Origin of the sequence: Mesorhizobium sp. M1403, from assembly GCF_040317695.1 — a bacterium.
Lineage (GTDB): Bacteria > Pseudomonadota > Alphaproteobacteria > Rhizobiales > Rhizobiaceae > Mesorhizobium.
The window spans coordinates 37,033-54,988 of sequence record NZ_JAMYKY010000009.1; the positions used below are offsets into that span (position 1 = coordinate 37,033).

Consider the following 17,956-nt stretch of genomic DNA (forward strand, 5'->3'; position numbering starts at 1 on the left):
ATGCCATTGCCATTGGGGATCGTGCGGACGTGACGCCGATCGCGGGCAACCACGAAGCGGCGATTCAAAGTGCCAGGTATTCCTCGCCTGATTTGCGCGATTTGGCATGCCGAGGAACTGCTTAAAACGAACAATCCCGCTGATTTGAAGGGGCAAAACAGCAGCGAAATCTGTCCGCCGGGCGCGACTCTAAGGTCCGACTTCAATCCGACTCTGGATCAAGTGACAGCGTTGCACCTTATGACCGTTGAGCATGACAGAGATATCGTCAGCGCCCCGACCGAGCTGATGAAATTGGAAACCCGCCATTTGCCGGGCGCGCTGAAGCTGTCGCAGGAGATGGCCTGGCCCTACCGCCAGGAGGATTGGGAATTTGCCCTGATGGTCGGCAATGGCCTGGTCCTCGAGAGGGCAGGACAGGTGATTGGCACGGCCATGTCCTGGAATTACGGACATTCCTATGCCACGGTCGGGATGATCATAGTTACTGGCTCCGCGCAAGGCGGTGGCAACGGCGCCCGGCTCTTTGATGGATTGCTTGAGGCGACACACGGCCGCAACGTGCTGCTCAACTCAACCGAAGAGGGGCTGGCGCTCTACAAGCGACGCGGCTTCACTGCCTGGGGCACGGTGCTTCAGCACCAGGGCTCGCTGACTGTCCCCGTGACGCGGAGTACCGGCGACGACATCCGTCAAGCGACAGCCTCCGACCTCACGCCGATCCAGGCCTTCGACGAATCGGCCACGGGCATGCCCCGGCTGGCGATGGTGGCTGCGCTCGCCGATGTGGGCAACGCACTGGTCATTGAGCGCAGGGGACGGATTGCAGGCTACGCTATCGCGAGGAGGTTTGGCCGCGGCTATGTGGTCGGCCCTTGTGCAGCCGAGAGCGACCAAGACGCGCGGCTTCTGATCCTGGCCCAGCTTTCGAAGCTTCACGATCAATTCGTTCGCATCGACGTCTATGCCGAGGATGGATTGGGTGACTGGCTTGAGAGCCTTGGCCTTCAGCGGTCCGGCAGTGCGACCGCCATGGTCAAAGGACAACGACCCGTCGCCGAGGGGCCAGCCCATATGTATGCGTTGGCAAACCAGTCGTTCACTTAGGAAACGAGATTATGAACAAGGTGGCCGCAAACCTGGCAGTGAGCGAGACGGCTAGGACGATCGACGCCTTGGTCACGCCGGCGCTGCTTCTCGACCGTGGGCGGCTCGGACGCAACATTCAGCGCTTGGCTGAGCGCGCCAGGAGGCTTGGCGTGGTGCTGCGCCCGCATATGAAGACGGCCAAGAGCATCGATGTCGCCCGATACGCGTTTCACCGCGAACCCGGACCGATCACGGTCTCGACCATCGCAGAGGCGGAGTATTTCGCGGGCCATGGCTTTCGAGACATGACCTACGCGGTCGGCATCTCGCCGGCCTCGGCCAAGCGCGCCATGGAGCTTTGTCGCCGCGCCGGCGCTGATGTGAAGCTGTTGCTCGATTCGGTCGAGCAGGCCGATGCCCTGGCCAGCGTCCGCGTAGCCACCGGTATGACCCCATCCGTTTTCATCGAACTGGACTGCGATGACCATCGCGGTGGTTTGAGGCCGGACGACCCGAAGTTGCTCGACGTGGCCGGCAGTGTCGTCGCGGCCAGTGCCAAACTCGTCGGCGTTCTCGCCCATGCAGGCGAATCCTATGGCTTGAACACGCCCGATGCGCTGGTCAAGGCAGGCGAGAACGAGCGTTCAGCCACGGTGCGCGCCGCTGAAATCCTGCGCGCCCATGGCCATGCCTGCCCGATCGTCAGCGTCGGCTCGACCCCGACAGCGCATTTCGCCAGCAATCTTGAGGGGGTCACGGAGCTGCGCGCCGGGGTCTACATGTTCTTCGACCTGGTCCAGCACGGCGTTGGGGTGTGCGAACTCGACGACATCGCGATTTCCGTATTGGCCACGGTGATCGGCTCCAACCCGGAAAAGGGATGGGTGCTGGTTGACGCTGGATGGATGGCGCTTTCGCGCGACCGGGGAACCGCAAACCAGCAGATCGACCAGGGTTACGGCGTGGTCTGCGACGAAAAGGGGCGGGTGCTTGAAGATGTGATCGTGGCCCAGGCCAGCCAGGAACACGGTATCCTCACCATTCGTGCCGGTTCTGGAAAGTCCATGCCCGAGCTGCCGCTCGGGACACGGGTCCGGATTCTGCCCAACCATGCGTGTGCGACGGCCGCCCAGCATGATTTCTACAGCGTCGTCAACGGGGCCAGCCGCAAGATTGAAGCGCGCTGGGAGCGGATGCGCGGCTGGTAGGCGCGCGCAACTATGCCTCGGATGTCGCCCCACTCCAATCAGCACTGGTGGTCAAGAAAATGAAGTTTACTTCTTACTGGCTGGATACGTCTCAGCCGTTCAGTGAAGGGTCGTCCAAACCGCTCGAAGGCCACTACGACGTGGCGATTGTGGGCGGCGGCCTGACCGGCTCCTCCGCCGCGCTGGCCCTTGCCAAAAAGGGCGCCAGGGTTGCCCTGTTGGAGGCCGAAACGATCGGCAACGCCGCGTCCGGCCGCAATGGCGGGATGTGCAACAACGGCTTTGCCCAGAATTATGCAATCATGGCTGGCAAGCACGGCAAGCCCGCCGCAAATGCGCTCTACAAGGCTTTCGACGCCGGCGTCGATATGGTCGAGCGGTTGGTGCAGGAAGAGAAGATCGACTGCAGCTTCTCCCGCGTCGGCAAGCTCAAGCTTGCCGCCAAGCCCGAGCACTACGACATGCTGGCGCGCAGCCAGGAACTACTGGCTGCCAATGTCGATCCCGACACCAGGATGATCGCGCGCGAGGACCTGCGGACCGAAGTCGGCACCAACCGCTACCATGGCGGGCTGCTCTTTCCCAAGAGCGCGGCCATGCATGTCGGCCGGTTCGTCCGGGGCCTCGCGACCGCCGCTGCCCGGCGTGGCGCAGAGGTCCATGAACGCTCGCCCGTCATTGCGATGCGCAAGGTTTCAGGCGGGCATGAGGTAACGACGCCAACGGGCAAGATCGTCGCGCGGCAGGTCCTGTTGGCAAGCGGCATTTCCCAGGTTGGCCCGCTCGGCTGGATCCGCCGGCGCATGATCCCGGTCGGCGCATTTCTGATCGTGACCGAGCCACTGTCGCCTTCGCAACTCGAGCGCCTCATGCCGACCCGTCGCAATGTCGTCGACACGCGCAATCTCGTTGTCTACTGGCGGCTCACGCCGGACAATCGCCTTCTGTTCGGCGGGAGGGCGCGCTTTGCCGTGTCCAACCCCCAATCCGACGAAAAAAGCGGCCGGATACTCAAGGCGGCGATGGTCGAGGTCTTTCCGGAACTGGCCGGCACCCGCATCGGCTACTGCTGGGGCGGCATGGTCGATATGACCCGCGATCGCCTGCCGCGGGCCGGAGAGCGCGATGGCATCTATTACTCGATGGGCTATAGCGGACACGGGACCCAGATGTCGACGTTGATGGGCACCATCATGGCCGACGTCATGGACGGGCGCCCCGAGCTCAATCCCTGGAAGGATTTCGACTGGCCAGCGATCCCCGGTTATTTCGGGCGCCCCTGGTTCCTGCCGATTGTCGGCGCCTACTACCGCATGAAGGACCGTGTAGGGTGATGACGCCTCTCGAACACCTGGTCCGCAACGGCCACCTGGACAAGTTCTTCATCGACGGTCAATGGGTTGAGCCGAGCGGCACCGCGACGGGCGTCGTCGTCAATCCCGCCACAGAAGAGGTTGTGAGCCAGTTTCCGCTTGGAAATGGCAAGGACGTTGACGCGGCCGTTGCAGCGGCCCGCCGGGCATTCGCCACCTGGAGTCGGACCACGCCAGAAGACCGCGCGGGTCTGCTCGATCGCCTGCAAGCGCTGCTCGAGGCGCGCGGCGAACTGCTGGCTCAATGCCTGAGCCTCGAAATGGGCGCGGCGATCGGCTATGCGCGCAGCGCCCAGGTGCCGCTGGCGATCACGCATGTTAAGGTCGCTCGCGATGTGCTGACAGACTTTCGCTTCGTCAAGCAACGGGGGCAAACCGCCGTCACCCACGAACCGATCGGTGTCTGCGCCTTGATCACGCCGTGGAACTGGCCACTTTACCAGATCACCGCCAAGGTTTCGCCGGCGCTCGCTGCAGGCTGCACGATCGTGCTGAAGCCGAGTGAGCTTTCTCCCTTGGACGCCCTGCTATTCGCCGAGGCAATCGAGGAAGCCGGCTTCCCTGCCGGGGTTTTCAACCTCGTGCAAGGTGATGGTCCAGGCGTGGGTATGGGTCTCGCCTCCCATCCGGATGTCGACATGATCTCCATTACCGGGTCCACCCGCGCGGGCATTGTTGTGGCCCAGGCGGCAGCGCCAACGGTCAAGCGTGTCGCGCAGGAACTCGGCGGCAAGTCGCCGAACGTGATCCTGCCGGACGCCGATCTCGATCGCGCCGTTTCTCTGGGCGTAGTCGCCGCCTTCCGCAATCTCGGCCAGTCATGCAGCGCCCCGACGCGCATGATTGTGCCACGCGTGCTGCTCTCCGAGATCGAGGAAATCGCCAAGGGGGCCGCGGCCCAGATCGTCGTCGGCGATCCTCTTTCGGAAGCCACAACTCATGGTGCAATCGCCAACCGCGCCCAATTCGATCGCATCCAAACCATGATCGGCGTCGGCATTTCGGAAGGCGCCAGGCTCCTCACCGGAGGACCGGGTCGTGCGCACGATCTGAACGTCGGGTTCTATGTGAGGCCGACCATTTTTTCCGACGTGCGGACGAGCATGCGTATTGCCCAGGAAGAGGTCTTCGGGCCAGTTCTCTGCATCATCCCCTACGACACAGTCGAGGAGGCCGTCACCATCGCCAACGACACGGTCTACGGTCTGGGGGCCCATGTGCAGGGCGGGGATGTGGACGCCGTCAGGGACGTGGCCTCGCGGATTCGCTCCGGTCAGGTGCATCTTAACTACCCGGCCTGGGATCCGCACGCCCCGTTTGGCGGTTTCAAGCAGTCCGGAAACGGACGCGAATATGGCATCGAGGGCATGTTGGAGTATCTCGAGGTCAAATCCATCCTCGGCTATTTCTAGGCGACATCTTCACCCAGCGCAGACGGCGGGATGCCGAGAAACATGGGCAATCCAGGCTCAACGCGGCGATGTATCGGCTCAGGAACCGGAACTGACGATCAGTCTGGCTCTACCAAGGGGACCACATCCGTGTGACCGGACAAAATGTAGCCGGGCACGTCAGGCGGGCCTACCGTTGCGAACAGGTCGCTACCGTCGCGCTGCCGGGCCGGGGCAACACAATCGCGGCAGCGCCGCAACTGGCGGCATCTTGCTGGAGTCCACGATTTCGCCATTGAGCCTGCCAAGGACCATGGGAAGACACGAGGCGCAGCGTCCACGGAGCACTAGGACAGTTCGAGTAGGAAAACTGACACTCCGAAAGAAGCGCGCGTTCCGTGTCACGATATTCGGCGCAAAATACCGAAAATCGGCGCCAGTCGGAGCATTTCTGCGGCACCAATCGCCGATACTGCTAGCTCCATTGATCGCCGAGGCCGCCATGTCCCCTGTTATCCACCAAATCAGTAGCGATAAGGCGCTACCCGAGTCAGCAGACGTCGTGGTGATCGGCGGCGGGATTGTCGGCGCCAGCGCGGCCTATTTCCTGGCGCGGCGCGGCCTGTCGGTGGCGCTTGTCGAAAAGGGGTATGTCGGCTGCGAACAGTCGAGCCGGAACTGGGGCTGGTGCCGTCGGCAGAACCGCGATGCACGTGAGTTGCCGCTTGCCAATCTGTCGATGCGCCTGTGGGAAGAGCTCACCAAAGAGATTGGGCACGACCTTGGCTTCCGCCGTTGCGGGCTCACCTATGCGACGAACGATCCAAAGCAGCTCGCCGAATGGGACAAGTGGCGCGAGGTTGCGCGGCGGTTCGACGTCAATACGCGGATGCTTACCGCCGACGAGGCTGCTGCCGCCGTTCCAGCGGCGGGCGGCAAATGGCTGGGCGGCGTCCACGCAGCAGACGATGGCAAGGCCGAACCCTGGCTTGCCGCCCCTCGGATCGCCGAGGGCGCGCGCAAGCATAGCGCGACCATTCATCAGAACTGCGCGGCACGCGGCCTGGATATCACCAATGGGCAAGTGAGCGGCGTCGTCACCGAGAAAGGCCTTATCCGCACCAGCGCGGTGCTATGTGCCGCCGGCGCCTGGGCTTCTGCTTTCCTGCGCATGCATGCGGTTTCGCTGCCGCAGGCCAGCGTCCGTCAGACCGCCTTACGGACCGCTCCTGCACCGGATTTTGGCGAGGCTGTCTATACTTCCGACTTTGCCATGACGCGCCGGCTCGATGGCAGCTACACGATCGCGGTCAGCGGCAGGGCGACCCTCGAGATCACGCCGCAGGGGATCCGCTATGTCCGCCCGTTTCTGCCGATGTTCATGAAACGGCTGAAGGCCGTCGAGATCGGCATAGGCCGCTCGTTCTTCCAGGGCCCGGAAACACTCCGTCGCTGGCATCTCGACAGGCCGACCCCCTTTGAGCGAATCCGCGTCCTCGATCCTGCGCCGGACAAGCGAATGGTGGCAACCATCATGACGCGGGTAAAAGCCCTGTTCCCCACCGTTGCCGATGCCGGCGTCGTGTCCTCCTGGGGTGGATATATCGACTCCACACCGGACGCCGTACCCGTGATTTCACCGGTGGACAGCATCGGTGGAGTGTTCGTCGCCGCAGGCTGTTCCGGACACGGCTTCGGCGTCGGCCCTGGAATTGGCCATCTGGCGGCGGATCTGGTCGCAGGTGACGCGGCAAGCGTCGACCCGACTCCATTCCGCCTGTCGCGCTTCACGGACAGATCGAAAATTGAAGTTGGCGACTTCTGATGCAATTTTGCCGCGTAGCGGCAGCAAAGAGCGCTGGGTCTGGCCGCATATCTACGGGCTCAAGCGCGATCTGGACCGTTTCGTGACCGCTATGGCCGATGCGGTCGCACAGGTGCATCGCAGGGAGCTTGCACTGCAGGAGCTGACGGTCGCGGATACGTGCGGCCAGGCGATCAGAAGATGGGCGAGATGATCCATGATCTTCCTGGCAACTATGCCGCGGTCTTCTGGCAAATCATGGCTCGGTATTGCAACCCAAGACCTGGAGAGCGCCGTCGACGGAGCCGATGAACTGGAAGAAACCGCCAACGTCTGCTGCAAGGCGCCGGAAGAGGATTCTCGCGCGAGACCAGGTTGATGAACTGGTCCAAACATCCGGTTCCGCCGCCGATCCATGTGACGAGTGCGCCCGATCGTGCAAGGGCAATTCGTGAAATAAGCGCGACTGCAATGGTGCTAGGCAAGCCCGACCGCGTGTCGGGAGGCAGTTGTGAAAGTTGCGATCATCAGACCAGGCTCGCTCGGCAAAGCCTTGGCGAAATGTCTTGGCCTCGCCGGGCACGAAATTCGCCTCAGCTTCAGTCGTGACGAAGGCAAGTTGCGCGCAATCGCGGCAACCCTCCGTGTTGACTTCGGTGCCCCTGACGAAGTGGCGAGATGGGCCGACGTAATTGCCCTGGCGACGCCATGGCCGGCTCTCGAGTTGGCAATGGACGCGCTTGGCGATTTGTCGGGCAAGATCGTCTGGGACAATACCAATGCAGTCGCGCCTGATCTTTCCACGATGCTGGTCGGCACTACGACGTCGGTAGGCGAGGAGGTTCAGAGGCTCGCGCCGGGCGCGCTTGTCGTCAAGTGCATTCCGACCTTTGCCGAATTGCTTGACAGGGATGATCCGCGTCTCAACGGCGATCCGGTAACGAGCTATGTCGCCGGCAATGACGCAGATGCCAAGGCGGCGATTTGCCGGCTTCTCGCCGATCTACCGACAATGCCGGTCGATGTCGGCGATCTCACGGCCTCGCGCCTGATCGAGCCGATGATGCTGCTATTGGTCCAACTCGCCTATTGGCGCGGGATGGGGCCGAGAATTTCCTTCAATCTCATTCGACAGGACGGGACCGGTTCATGACTGATTATCTACCCGCGCGGCGCAAGGCGATTCCAGTAGGACGTCTGCTGATCGATGGCCAATGGCGCGATGCTGTCAGTGGCGAGACGTCGACGACTTTTGATCCGACCACGGAGGCGGCGATCACCAATATTGCGAAGGCTGGCGTCACCGACACAAGCGATGCCGTCGCGGCCGCGCGGCGGGCTTTCGAGCAAGGACCCTGGGCGCGGATGCATCATGAGGAGCGCGCGAAGGTCCTGTTCCGCATCGCCGATCTGTTGGACGAGCGCGCCGAGGATTTCGCGGTGCGCGAGGCGATGGACATGGGTATGCCCTATCGCGATTTCCGCGATATCATCATGCCGCACTGCTCGGGACTGTTCCGCTTTCATGGCGGGCTCGCCATGAGCGCAATGGACGGCGCCTATCGTACCAGCTACGAACCAAATATCAGGATCCTGACGCGGCGTGAGCCGCTCGGCGTGGTCGCTGCGATCACCCCGTTCAATTTTCCCCTCGCGCTGTCCTGTTCAAAGATCGCGCCGGCACTCGCGGCGGGTAACACGGTCGTTCACAAGCCTGCGACCGACACGCCCCTGACGGCCCTCGCCTTGGCGCAAGTCATCCTCGACGCAGGCGTGCCGCCAGGCGTCTACAATCTCGTCACCGGCCCAGGCGGCACCATCGGCGACGCGCTGGTCAACGATGCCCGCCTCGACAAGATCGCCTTCACCGGGTCGACCGCCGTTGGCCAGGGCATCATGCGCAACGGTGCCGGGACGATGAAACACCTGACCATGGAGCTCGGCGGCAAGAGTCCCAATATCGTTTTCGCCGATGCCGATATCGATGCCGCGATACAGGCAGCCTTCTGGGGCATCTTCTGGAACAAGGGCGAAGTCTGCGTGGCCGGATCGCGCCTGCTGGTCGAACGCGCCTGCTATGACGAGGTCGTCGAGCAGCTGAGCGCCATGGCGAAGTCGGCGACGCTCGGCGATCCGCTGGACCCTGCGACGATGATCGGGCCGATCGCGTCGCGCGGCGAGTATGACAAGGTCTTGAGCTATATCGAAGAGGGCAAGCGCACCGCGCGACTGACCGCGGGCGGCGGCACCCGCCAGGTCAACGGCAAGGGCCTTTTCGTCGAGCCGACTATCTTCGCCGATGCGACCAACGACCTAAGGATATCGCGCGAAGAGATTTTCGGCCCCGTCCTGCCGGTGATTCCATTCGACAGCGAGGAGGACGCGATCCGGATCGCAAACGACACGAGCTACGGGCTCGCCTCGGGCATCCAGACCAGCGATCTCGGCCGCGCCTTGCGGCTCGCCGACCGGATCAAGGCAGGCACGGTCTGGCTGAACTGCTGGCACAAGTACCATCCTAATGCGCCGTTCGGAGGCTTCAAGATGAGCGGCTATGGCCGCGAGCAGGGCCGCGAGGCGTGGGAAAGCTACACCCAATACAAGACGATTTGGGCGAATCTTGGCGAACCAGTCGAGATGGCGCGATGAGCGTGCGTGATCCCAACCCACTCGACCCGCTGCATCCAAAGCGGGTCGCGATGGTCCTTTCAAACCCGGCTGTATCAACCACCACAGGCTGGCCGGTCGGGTTTTGGTGGAGCGAGTTAACTCATCCCTGGCTCGCCTTCACGGAGCGCGGATACGAAGTCGCGATCTTCTCGCCTGAGGGCGGCAAATGCGAGGCGGATGCGTTGAGCGACCCGCGTGATCCGTCCGGCTATTCGGATACGGATCTGATCTCGCTCGGTTTCCTGTCGACGCCGAAACTGGCGGCGCTGGTGGAGACGACCCGGCCCATCGCAGAGCTGTCGTTCGACGCGTTCGACGCGATCGTCGTCGCTGGCGGCCAGGCGCCGATGTTCACCTTCCAAGGCGCGACTGAGTTGCAGCGGCTGTTCGTCGCCTTTTTTGCGGCCGGCAAGGTCGCGGCCGCCTTGTGTCATGGCGTCGCGCTGCTGCGCTACGCGCGCCTCTCAACCGGCGAGCTGCTGGCCAAAGGGCGCACTGTCACAGGTTTCGCCAATGTCGAGGAAGACTTCGCCGATAATGCCGTCTGGGAGATGGGCGCGCTGCCGCACGGTACGCATCTGATGCCATGGCGGATCGAGGATGAGATGCGTGCGCTCGGCGCGAACTATATTCAGGCCGGGCTGTGGCGCGATTTTGCCGTGCGCGACGGCAATTTGATCACCGGCCAGCAGAACTTCTCCGGAGCGGCGACCGCCCGTCTTGTCATCGAGGCGCTCGGTGGCTGAGGACCAAAGGCCGCTCCTGTGGGTGAACTTCGGGAGTCAAACTCGCGGTCAGGACAGCGATGCCAAACGACATCGGCCCAATAGATTCGGGGCCCGTCCAAGAACTCCACTTCAAACAACCACTATCAGCAGCGAGGATGAACCATGGCCGTAGTGACGACACTTGATATTGCCGGCCTGACGGCCGAAGATTATAGCCGCATCCTCGATCGGATCGGCGTGGAGAAACGGCCCGCTGGCGGCATCTACCAGCACATCGCGCATGCCACCGACGATGGCTATCGCATCATCGAGATATGGGACGACAAGGCAGGCCTGGAACTCTTCTTGCAGGACACATTGTTTCCCGCCGCACAGGAACTGCAAATTCAGCGTGAAATGACCATTATGACCCAGACACTGCACAACATCTTTGTGCCCCGGATCGGTGACCTGACTGCCCTGGCAAATGATGCCCCTGGTGGACCAGTCAAACGGGCAAAAGTGTAGGCGTCAAGGATCGAGGATGCGGCGATCGATCATCGAAGTCCTGGAGGAACTTGCGTCCGGACGCCCGGTACAACGATGGTGACCGCGGCAAGTGCAAAGAGGTTGTTCTTTCCTGCCGGCGACTATCGCCATGCACCGGCCGGAGTCGTTCAGCTGCGTGTGATTCGCAGCGGTTCATCCTATGCAGAGATCGATCTTGGCCGCGGGCTGCGGCGCGTCTTCACGCGCCCCGGTGATCTGCTGCTCAGTCTTCCCGAGCGGGCCACGCGGTTCAAGATCGAGGAGCCGCGAGAGCTGACGATGATCACCGTTGACTCCGCGCTGGCGTCAAGGCTCCTGGTATCCGCAGCCGGGACCCTTGAGGACCTGGTGATCCTGACCGATCGACCGATACGCGATTCGCTGGTGGCCGAGTTGTGCCGACGCCTCGAAGGCGACCCGCCAGCCAATGCCATCGTCCGTGAATGGACGCTGGGCCTGATTTTCGTGAACCTGCTCCGTCTCGGGCATGCACGCCAGCGGCGGCAGAAATCTCCGCTCCTGACCTCGCAGCGGTTCGACCGGGTCCTCGCTGCGATTGACGGCGATCTGGAAAAGGGGGTCTCGATCGACCATCTTGCCGGAATCTCGGGAATGCCACGACGCGCCTTCACCGCCGCCTTTCGCGAGGCGACGCAATTGCCGGTACATCAATTCATTTTACGCCGCCGCGTTGATCGCGCGGTCGAGCTTTTGGAAAATAGCGATCTGCCGCTGGCCGAGATTGCTCAACATGCGGGTTTCACTCACCAGGCCCATATGAATCGCGTCGTGACCCGATTGAAAGGGCTGTCGCCAGGCCGGCTGCGGTCTCGCAGGCGCGAGGGCTGACTTGTGATCTATTCCATCATCAGAATTCGAATAGCGGAGACGTGATTTGCTGAAACGTCTGTTGGCTAAAATGCCCGACAGTTTGCGTGCAGAGCTCGAGGCCGCAAATCTGATGCCTGCTTTCAAGCAACGGCCTCCCTATCAGCGCAATGATTACTTGCACTGGATCGCGCGCGCCCGTCACCCGGAAACACGCCGAAAGCGCATAAATCAGATGATTGAAGAGCTTACGAAGGGAGGAATCTACATGGGCATGCAATAAGAGCTGGCATCGCCACGAAGCTAGCAGGTCGGTCAACGATCATTTTCCAATCCGTCGCTTATCGAGATCTGATGCTTTCCGGATTGATCTTCACCGGTTTCCCCACGACTTTGCGTAGAGGGTGCAGAGAGCCAATAGTGACAATCGAACCTATCCTCCATTTTCGTTTGCGGCAGGTGGCCTTAATGATCGTGACATCGCAAAGCAGCAACGTGCTTGGCAGCACGTCGGGAAGGTGGCGCGTCTGGTCGCTCTCGGACGGTTACATCGAGATGCCGGCGGACCTTCTGCGGGATCCGCAGGATAATCCGCTGCCGCAAGCTGCGCAGGCAGGGGCGCTTCGCCTGTCTGTCAATTGCTTCGCCCTTGCAGGTCCAGGCGTTGACGGCGTTCTTATCGACAGCGGAGGAGGGGGCTGGGCCCCGACAGTGGGGCGTCTTGAGCAGGCCATGGCGGAAGCCAGGATTGACCCGGCTTCGATCACGGTCTTGGCGCTCACCCACGCCCATCAGGATCATGTGCACGGACTTTTGACCCCCGACGGCCGAGCGCTCTTTCCAAACTTGAAGGCGATCGTAATTCCCGAGGCGGCTGTGGAGAGCTTTTTCGCTTACGCGCACCTTGCGCAGTTCCGGCCCCTGCTGAAGCCCGTCCAGAATGGCGACCAGGTGGGTGAGCGATTGAGGGCGGTCGCCCTGCCCGGTCATGCTGCCGGCCATACCGGCTACGCGTTCGACGCGGACGAGGACCGTTTCCTATTCTTCGGGGACATCGTTCATGTGCCGGCCTTGCAGTTCGGCAATCCCGCGTTCAGTTGGGGCTATGACGACGATCAGCTGACCGCGCGCGCAACCCGCCTAAAGGTTTTCAGTGACGCGGCCGAGGCGGGGACGTGGATCGCCGGCGCGCACCTTGGCTGGCCGGGCATCGGTCGCGTGGCGCGTAAGGGCGAAGCATACGGCTATGAGCCGGCTCGAGCGATGCCGCCGCGTTCAAAGTGATACCGCATCTTTCCCGTCGCGCTGTGCCTTGGCTAAACCTCGATCCCTGGCCATGAAATGCTCTATCACGGAGGAATGCGCTTTATGGGACGGGAGACGTGTTTGCCTGGCTCCAGCGCAGGACTTCAGCATAAGTGACCAACGCCCGATGCACCGCCGCCGAAAGCTCTTGCGTCACCTTCATTTTGGCACACGAAAAGATCAATTAAATCAACGGCAGCGGCATCTCGTCCGGCCCACCAAAGTATTCTTGATCCACTGCGGCCGATCGACACCTGAGGCTTACCGGAACGGCGTCTCGCCACGAAACAGCGGCTGGTGCGCCCGCATCAAGGCGACAATCCGGTCGGCGACTTTTCGTACCGGCGGCGAGTGACGTTCCTCGTGATGGGTGACGATCCATTGGTCGGTTTCGAGTTCGGGGATAGGCTGAGCGACGCGAACCAGCCGCGGATCACTGTCACCGACGAAGCACGGAAAGATCGAAAGGCCGGCGCCGGCGGCTACCAGTTCGCGCACCGAATGGGTGTTGTTGCCGCGAACGGCGATGCGGTCGCCGTGGTGGGCTTGCAGCCAGCGCGCCGAGGCAATGTTTGCCCCTTCGCCGGTGACGCCGACGAACAATCCGGCGGCGATGCCGTTGATCAGGTGGCGTCCGGAATAAATGGCGTGGGCGACCTTGCCGCTCAGACGGCCGGCCAGCCACTGCTCGGTCGGGCGCTCGCTGCGGATGCCGATGTCGGCGGCGCGGCGGCCGATGTCGACCCGGTCGGTGGTGGTGACGAGTTCCACCCTTATGCCATCATCGACCGTCCAGATCTCGCCGATATGGGCGGAAACGAAGGCCGAGGTCCATGGCCCAGCCGAGACGCGGACAATGCGGTCGGGCAGGTTTCCCTCGCGCCAGCGGGTCAGCGACTGCATTGCTGCCTCGACGTCTTCGGCGCGCCGCAGCAGTTCTTCCCCGACCGGGGTCAGCCGGTAGCCGGTCTGCTGGCGCACGAACAGCGGTTCGCCAATCTGCTTTTCGAGCGCGGTGACGCGTCGTCCAAGGGTGGCTGCGCTGAGGCGCGTGGTTCCCGTCGCTGCGCTCAAGCCACCCAGCCGCGCAACGTCGAGAAACAACCTCAGATCGTCCCAGCCAATATCCATTTTGCAGAAATGAAAAACTCCTTGCGACCGTGGCTGTAGCGCGAAGCGGGCATCGCGCGCAAGTATGCAGGAATTGGAGGCGTTGGATAATCTTGCCTGACGGGACAGGGATAAGCGCCTCGGCTGGCCAAGAAGCGAGCGCCATCTTTTCGATCGAGCATGCGATTCGCGCAGATGCTTTGCGCTTTCGATCAACCCAGGCGCGCGGGCATTCTGCGCGCCAAAGGAGACGACCATGTTGTATGAACTTCGATACCGTTTCACCCGCTGGATTGCCTATCGCCAGACGCTTGCGAGCTTGAGGCAGGCCCCGGACAGCACACTGGTGGATGCTGGCATTTCCCGCGATGAGATCCGCGAGCGTGCCCGCCATGCCAGCCTGCGTCATTGAGGAAACGGGCATGGAGATGATGGAGCTTTGGGATGGCCGATCGGTGCCGCGCATCGGGATCGGCACCTGGGCAGCGGGGGGTGCCGCGCGCTGGCGCGACACGGCGACAATCTATGGCGAGGTCGACGATATCAGGTCGCAAGCCGCGCTGGCGATGGCCTATGACATCGGCGCGCGGGTGTTCGACACGGCTGCCGCCTATGGCGCCGGCAATGCCGAACTAATCCTCGGGCGGGCGTTGAAGGGTAAGGACGAAGCCGTCATCGTCACCAAGGTCGGCTATTTCGGCGATCCCGAAACGCGCAAGATCGCTCCCGAGGATGCCTCTGCCGCGGCGATCCGGACATCGATCGACAATTCGCGGCAGCGCCTGCAGCGCGATTTTATCGACGTCGTGCTGCTACACATCAACGAATATCCGATCGAACGCGCCGGCGAGGTGTTCGATACGCTCGGCCTGTTGCGCCAGGAGGGCAAGATAGGCGGCTTCGGCTGGAGCACCGATCACTGCGAACGGCTTGCGGCCTACGCGCCGCGCGAGGGTTTCGTCGCCGTAGAGAACGACTTCAATGTGTTTACCCCGGCGAACGAGCTGATGGCCGTTGCGGCGCGCGAGCACCTCGTCTCGTTCAGCCGGCTGCCGCTGGCAATGGGACTGCTCACCGGCAAATACACGCCGGCCATGAGGCTGCCCACCGATGACGTGCGCGGCGGGAATGCCGATTGGATGGTGTTTTTCAGGGATGGCGCCGCCAACCCGCAGTATCTGTCAAGGCTCTCGGCAATCCGCGACCTGCTCACCTCGGGCGGACGCACGCTTGCGCAGGGTGCGCTCGGCTGGATCCTCGCCAAGTCGGCAATCGCCTTGCCGGTTCCCGGCTTCACGCGGCCCGAGCAGGTCGCGGACAATCTCGGTGCGCTGGAAAGAGGGCCGCTGCCGGCAGCGGTGATGGCCGAGATCGACGCCGTGCTGAAAATTGCCGAGACCGCTTAGTGTTGCGAATCCGAAATTCGCATTTGGTGATGATGCCGACCAACTTCGATCTCTCCGATGTCCGCCGGTATCTTATCTTCCCTTGGCCAAGCTTCCGTGGCGCAATTGAACAAAGACGGAGCGGCGGACCCGACTCCATTTGAAGGTCCGCCACTCCGGGTTTTCAGATCACAAAGACTGATGCTGCCACGGGAAATGGGTAGCGAGCTGCGCTTGAGCTGCGCCGCCGACTTCATCGCTGTCGATAGAGAGCGATCCGGTTGTACTGTCAAAGATGATGTGGTGGGAACCATCATCGGCGGCCGTATCAGCAGAGGAAGCATGCAATGAAAGCCCGCCCGACTTAAGCTCGGTAAGAGCGGGTTGATCGAGGTGGAGCTTGTCCTGGAGCTTGCTGAAGTCGAAGGCGTCGTTGCCTCCGTGGCCGGACATGATCTCGGCGGCGCCATTTTTTGCCTGGGCGCCGACATTTTCATCGGGCTGGACGGTCTGCGCGAACCCGTGGCGAACCAGGCTGGTTGCCGTTGTGTCGGACGGGTCGTTGGTCGGGAGAAGCTCCGAGCCGGCCGAAAGAGAATGGTTCAACGCAGCCAATATGCGGTCAACGCTGCTGCCCTCGCTTACCTTGTCGCCGGCATTATCGTGGGTGGTGTCAGTCGAACTGCCGTCGCTGGCAAGGAGGTGCGAAAGCGCGGTCTTGCTATCACTGCCATCGCTTGTGGTGGCGCCGGAAGCGGCGGTATCAGTCGAACTGCCATTGCCAGCGAGGAGGTGCGAGAGCGCGGTCTTGCCATGACTGCTATCGCTGATGGTGGCGCCGGAAGCGGTGGTATCAGTCGAACTGCCATTGCCGGCGAGGAGGTGCGAAAGCGCGGTCTTGCCATGACTGCCATCGCTGGTGGTGGTGCCCGAAGCGGCGGTAGCAGTCGAACTGCCGTCGCTGGCGAGGAAGGGCGAAAGCGCGGTCTTGCCATGACTGCCATCGCTTGTGGTGGCGCTGGAAGCGGCGGTATCAGTCGAACGGCCATTGCCGGCGAGGAGATGCGAAAGCGCGGTCTTGCTATCACTACCATCGCTTGTGGAGGCGGCGGTGTCGGTCGAACTGCTATTGCCAGCGAGGAGGTGCGAAAGCGCGGTCTTGCTATGATTGCTATCGCCGGTAGTGGTCTCGGCAGGGGCAGTCGCAGTCGAGCTGCTATCGCCGGTGATGGCCCCGGAAGGGGCGGTGGCAGTCGAGGTGCTGTCGCTGGGGGTGGCCCCGGACGGGGCCGTGGCAGTCGAGGTGCTGTCGCTGGGGGTAGCCTCGGACGGGGCCGTGGCAGTCGGGGTGCCATCGCCGGTGGTGGCCTCGGCAGGGGCAGTCGAGGCGCTATCGCCGGTGGTGGCCTCGGACGGGGCCGTGGCAGTCGAGGCGCTATCGTTGGGGGTGGCCTCGGACGGAGCCGTGGCAGTCGAGGCGCTATCGCCGGTGGTGGCTTCGGAAGGGATGCTCGCCGTAGAACTGGGATCAGTAGCCGCGGCTTCGGAAGGAGCAGTCCCTCCAGTGTTGAGATTGTGTTCCCGGAAAACGGCCTGCAGTTCCGAAGAGCTCTCCAACGCTGTGTCGCCTCGCTGCGAACCCCAGGCGTATGCGTAGTCGAAGGCGGGTGACGGAACCAGCTTGGCCCAGTGGTCCATCATGGTTTCCATCTGGGTGGCGGTGGGCACGACATATTTGCCACCCATGTCGGTGTTATAGTCGCCACCTCCAAACGTCTGGTAGCCTGGAATGATCTGGCTCGTCGGGATGCCCGATGCCTGAGCGGCGGCGACGAATTTGTCGATCATGTTGTAGTCGACCGCGCCATCCGTGCGGACAGGATAGACATCCACGCCGTAGTAATCGATACCCGTACTGGCGGGATTGTAGGTGTTCGAAAAATCTGGATTCGCCGACGTCCCCAGGCTCATCATCGTGATATAGGTCTTGGCATCCGGCACATTGGAATGAATCCAGTCGGATTCTGCCTTCAGATTTGCGGCAGAGGCGTAGGTACCCCATTGGCCGGTGGGATCCGGCTCGTCAACCAGGAAGAATCCGAACAGCTTTGGATTACCGATGAAGGGCGTGACCTTGTCGACAAAGGAGGAGGTTACTCCGTCGGTTTCGTTCAGATAGACCATGCCTTTCATACCGTCCGGCAGCGCATTGAGTTGGTCAACGGATGAAACGTCAGCCAGATTGAATCCGGCTTGAGCAATTTCCGTGCCCGATCCACCTGACGTGTAATGCAGAGTTGTCATCCAATATTCCTTTTTCTGTTTCGACAGCGCCCTACCTACAGACTGCGTATATTAGCGCCAAATCACATACCGGCACCCCGTGAGAGAAACTTTGATCGTAAGTTGATACACACAGTGCGACCTTCTCCCCGATAAGCCCTTCGATGCGGTGCCAGGTCGCAAGAGAGTCTTGCGCCATGTGCCGGACCTGGCGTGCGCTATTTGGAGTGCGCTTCGCTGCTCTTGAAGCCTCG

Annotated in this window: 19 protein-coding genes; 16 read left to right on the plus strand and 3 right to left on the minus strand. The window is 62.2% G+C overall.

Annotation, left to right across the window (positions count from 1 at the left end):
* Positions 1-69: 69 nt before the first annotated feature.
* The 14 genes from NKH01_RS16790 to NKH01_RS16855 all read left to right on the plus strand — a co-directional run bounded on the left by NKH01_RS16790 (position 70) and on the right by NKH01_RS16855 (position 12,903).
* Positions 70-1,107 (plus strand): GNAT family N-acetyltransferase, encoded by a 1,038-nt coding sequence (locus NKH01_RS16790; RefSeq protein WP_353021250.1) that lies wholly within the window; start codon positions 70-72, stop codon positions 1,105-1,107.
* An 11-nt stretch (positions 1,108-1,118) separates the two neighbouring features.
* A complete protein-coding gene (locus NKH01_RS16795; protein ID WP_353021252.1) occupies positions 1,119-2,297 on the plus strand; it encodes an alanine racemase in 1,179 nt (392 codons plus the stop codon).
* Between the two features lie 59 nt (positions 2,298-2,356).
* Positions 2,357-3,631, plus strand: coding sequence for an NAD(P)/FAD-dependent oxidoreductase (locus NKH01_RS16800; protein ID WP_353021254.1), 1,275 nt, complete (start codon positions 2,357-2,359; stop codon positions 3,629-3,631).
* Positions 3,628-5,082: an aldehyde dehydrogenase family protein gene (locus NKH01_RS16805; protein ID WP_353021256.1), complete on the plus strand. Its 1,455-nt coding sequence runs from the start codon at positions 3,628-3,630 to the stop codon at positions 5,080-5,082. Before NKH01_RS16800 ends, NKH01_RS16805 begins: the two co-directional genes overlap by 4 nt.
* A 481-nt stretch (positions 5,083-5,563) precedes the next feature.
* Positions 5,564-6,886: an NAD(P)/FAD-dependent oxidoreductase gene (locus NKH01_RS16810; RefSeq protein ID WP_353021258.1), complete on the plus strand. Its 1,323-nt coding sequence runs from the start codon at positions 5,564-5,566 to the stop codon at positions 6,884-6,886.
* The gene (locus NKH01_RS16815; protein WP_352589407.1) at positions 6,873-7,079 is read left to right on the plus strand and encodes a hypothetical protein; all 207 of its coding nucleotides are present in this window, start codon (positions 6,873-6,875) and stop codon (positions 7,077-7,079) included. The genes NKH01_RS16810 and NKH01_RS16815 overlap by 14 nt, the downstream gene beginning before the upstream one ends.
* Positions 7,080-7,082: 3 nt before the next feature.
* Positions 7,083-7,244: a hypothetical protein gene (locus NKH01_RS16820; RefSeq protein WP_353021261.1), complete on the plus strand. Its 162-nt coding sequence runs from the start codon at positions 7,083-7,085 to the stop codon at positions 7,242-7,244.
* Positions 7,245-7,376: 132 nt separating this feature from the next.
* The gene (locus tag NKH01_RS16825; RefSeq protein ID WP_353021264.1) at positions 7,377-8,018 is read left to right on the plus strand and encodes an NADPH-dependent F420 reductase; all 642 of its coding nucleotides are present in this window, start codon (positions 7,377-7,379) and stop codon (positions 8,016-8,018) included.
* The gene (locus NKH01_RS16830; RefSeq protein WP_353021267.1) at positions 8,015-9,514 is read left to right on the plus strand and encodes an aldehyde dehydrogenase family protein; all 1,500 of its coding nucleotides are present in this window, start codon (positions 8,015-8,017) and stop codon (positions 9,512-9,514) included. Before NKH01_RS16825 ends, NKH01_RS16830 begins: the two co-directional genes overlap by 4 nt.
* Positions 9,511-10,281: a type 1 glutamine amidotransferase domain-containing protein gene (locus tag NKH01_RS16835; RefSeq protein WP_352639351.1), complete on the plus strand. Its 771-nt coding sequence runs from the start codon at positions 9,511-9,513 to the stop codon at positions 10,279-10,281. Before NKH01_RS16830 ends, NKH01_RS16835 begins: the two co-directional genes overlap by 4 nt.
* Positions 10,282-10,425: 144 nt before the next feature.
* Positions 10,426-10,770 carry a hypothetical protein gene (locus NKH01_RS16840; protein WP_023718579.1) on the plus strand — a complete coding sequence of 115 codons (345 nt, stop codon included), beginning with the start codon at positions 10,426-10,428 and terminating at the stop codon, positions 10,768-10,770.
* Positions 10,771-10,845: 75 nt separating this feature from the next.
* Entirely contained in the window at positions 10,846-11,640 is a 795-nt protein-coding gene (locus tag NKH01_RS16845; RefSeq protein WP_353021270.1) for a helix-turn-helix domain-containing protein, read from the plus strand.
* Between the two features lie 46 nt (positions 11,641-11,686).
* Positions 11,687-11,902: a YdeI/OmpD-associated family protein gene (locus NKH01_RS16850; RefSeq protein WP_353021272.1), complete on the plus strand. Its 216-nt coding sequence runs from the start codon at positions 11,687-11,689 to the stop codon at positions 11,900-11,902.
* 185 nt (positions 11,903-12,087) lie between these two features.
* Complete coding sequence (locus NKH01_RS16855; protein ID WP_353021274.1) at positions 12,088-12,903, plus strand: MBL fold metallo-hydrolase; 816 nt, start codon at positions 12,088-12,090, stop codon at positions 12,901-12,903.
* 82 nt (positions 12,904-12,985) lie between these two features.
* Here NKH01_RS16855 and NKH01_RS35305 read toward each other — a convergent pair whose 3' ends face one another.
* Complete coding sequence (locus NKH01_RS35305) at positions 12,986-13,087, minus strand: DUF2274 domain-containing protein (RefSeq protein ID WP_156948055.1); 102 nt, start codon at positions 13,085-13,087, stop codon at positions 12,986-12,988.
* Positions 13,088-13,185: 98 nt separating this feature from the next.
* Complete coding sequence (locus tag NKH01_RS16860; protein ID WP_352589419.1) at positions 13,186-14,055, minus strand: LysR family transcriptional regulator; 870 nt, start codon at positions 14,053-14,055, stop codon at positions 13,186-13,188.
* 235 nt (positions 14,056-14,290) lie between these two features.
* Here NKH01_RS16860 and NKH01_RS16865 point away from each other — a divergent pair, with 235 nt between their 5' ends.
* Together NKH01_RS16865 and NKH01_RS16870 are read left to right on the plus strand one after the other, a co-directional pair.
* A complete protein-coding gene (locus NKH01_RS16865) occupies positions 14,291-14,446 on the plus strand; it encodes a YjiS-like domain-containing protein (RefSeq protein ID WP_352589422.1) in 156 nt (51 codons plus the stop codon).
* Positions 14,447-14,456: 10 nt separating this feature from the next.
* Positions 14,457-15,440 (plus strand): aldo/keto reductase, encoded by a 984-nt coding sequence (locus NKH01_RS16870; RefSeq protein WP_352855592.1) that lies wholly within the window; start codon positions 14,457-14,459, stop codon positions 15,438-15,440.
* 168 nt (positions 15,441-15,608) lie between these two features.
* Here NKH01_RS16870 and NKH01_RS16875 read toward each other — a convergent pair whose 3' ends face one another.
* On the minus strand, positions 15,609-17,723 hold the full coding sequence (locus NKH01_RS16875) for a hypothetical protein (protein ID WP_353021277.1): 2,115 nt from the start codon (positions 17,721-17,723) through the stop codon (positions 15,609-15,611).
* Positions 17,724-17,956 lie beyond the last annotated feature (233 nt).

What these genes read in the sequence shown, in the direction of transcription:
- NKH01_RS16875 (WP_353021277.1), bottom strand. Translation starts at nt 17,723, where the DNA reads ATGACAACTCTGCATTACACGTCAGGTGGATCGGGCACGGAAATTGCT.
- NKH01_RS16800 (WP_353021254.1), top strand. Translation starts at nt 2,357, where the DNA reads ATGAAGTTTACTTCTTACTGGCTGGATACGTCTCAGCCGTTCAGTGAA.
- NKH01_RS35305 (WP_156948055.1), bottom strand. Translation starts at nt 13,087, where the DNA reads ATGAAGGTGACGCAAGAGCTTTCGGCGGCGGTGCATCGGGCGTTGGTC.
- NKH01_RS16830 (WP_353021267.1), top strand. Translation starts at nt 8,015, where the DNA reads ATGACTGATTATCTACCCGCGCGGCGCAAGGCGATTCCAGTAGGACGT.
- NKH01_RS16835 (WP_352639351.1), top strand. Translation starts at nt 9,511, where the DNA reads ATGAGCGTGCGTGATCCCAACCCACTCGACCCGCTGCATCCAAAGCGG.
- NKH01_RS16840 (WP_023718579.1), top strand. Translation starts at nt 10,426, where the DNA reads ATGGCCGTAGTGACGACACTTGATATTGCCGGCCTGACGGCCGAAGAT.
- NKH01_RS16795 (WP_353021252.1), top strand. Translation starts at nt 1,119, where the DNA reads ATGAACAAGGTGGCCGCAAACCTGGCAGTGAGCGAGACGGCTAGGACG.
- NKH01_RS16870 (WP_352855592.1), top strand. Translation starts at nt 14,457, where the DNA reads ATGGAGATGATGGAGCTTTGGGATGGCCGATCGGTGCCGCGCATCGGG.
- NKH01_RS16855 (WP_353021274.1), top strand. Translation starts at nt 12,088, where the DNA reads ATGATCGTGACATCGCAAAGCAGCAACGTGCTTGGCAGCACGTCGGGA.
- NKH01_RS16820 (WP_353021261.1), top strand. Translation starts at nt 7,083, where the DNA reads ATGATCTTCCTGGCAACTATGCCGCGGTCTTCTGGCAAATCATGGCTC.
- NKH01_RS16845 (WP_353021270.1), top strand. Translation starts at nt 10,846, where the DNA reads ATGGTGACCGCGGCAAGTGCAAAGAGGTTGTTCTTTCCTGCCGGCGAC.
- NKH01_RS16860 (WP_352589419.1), bottom strand. Translation starts at nt 14,055, where the DNA reads ATGGATATTGGCTGGGACGATCTGAGGTTGTTTCTCGACGTTGCGCGG.
- NKH01_RS16810 (WP_353021258.1), top strand. Translation starts at nt 5,564, where the DNA reads ATGTCCCCTGTTATCCACCAAATCAGTAGCGATAAGGCGCTACCCGAG.
- NKH01_RS16865 (WP_352589422.1), top strand. Translation starts at nt 14,291, where the DNA reads ATGTTGTATGAACTTCGATACCGTTTCACCCGCTGGATTGCCTATCGC.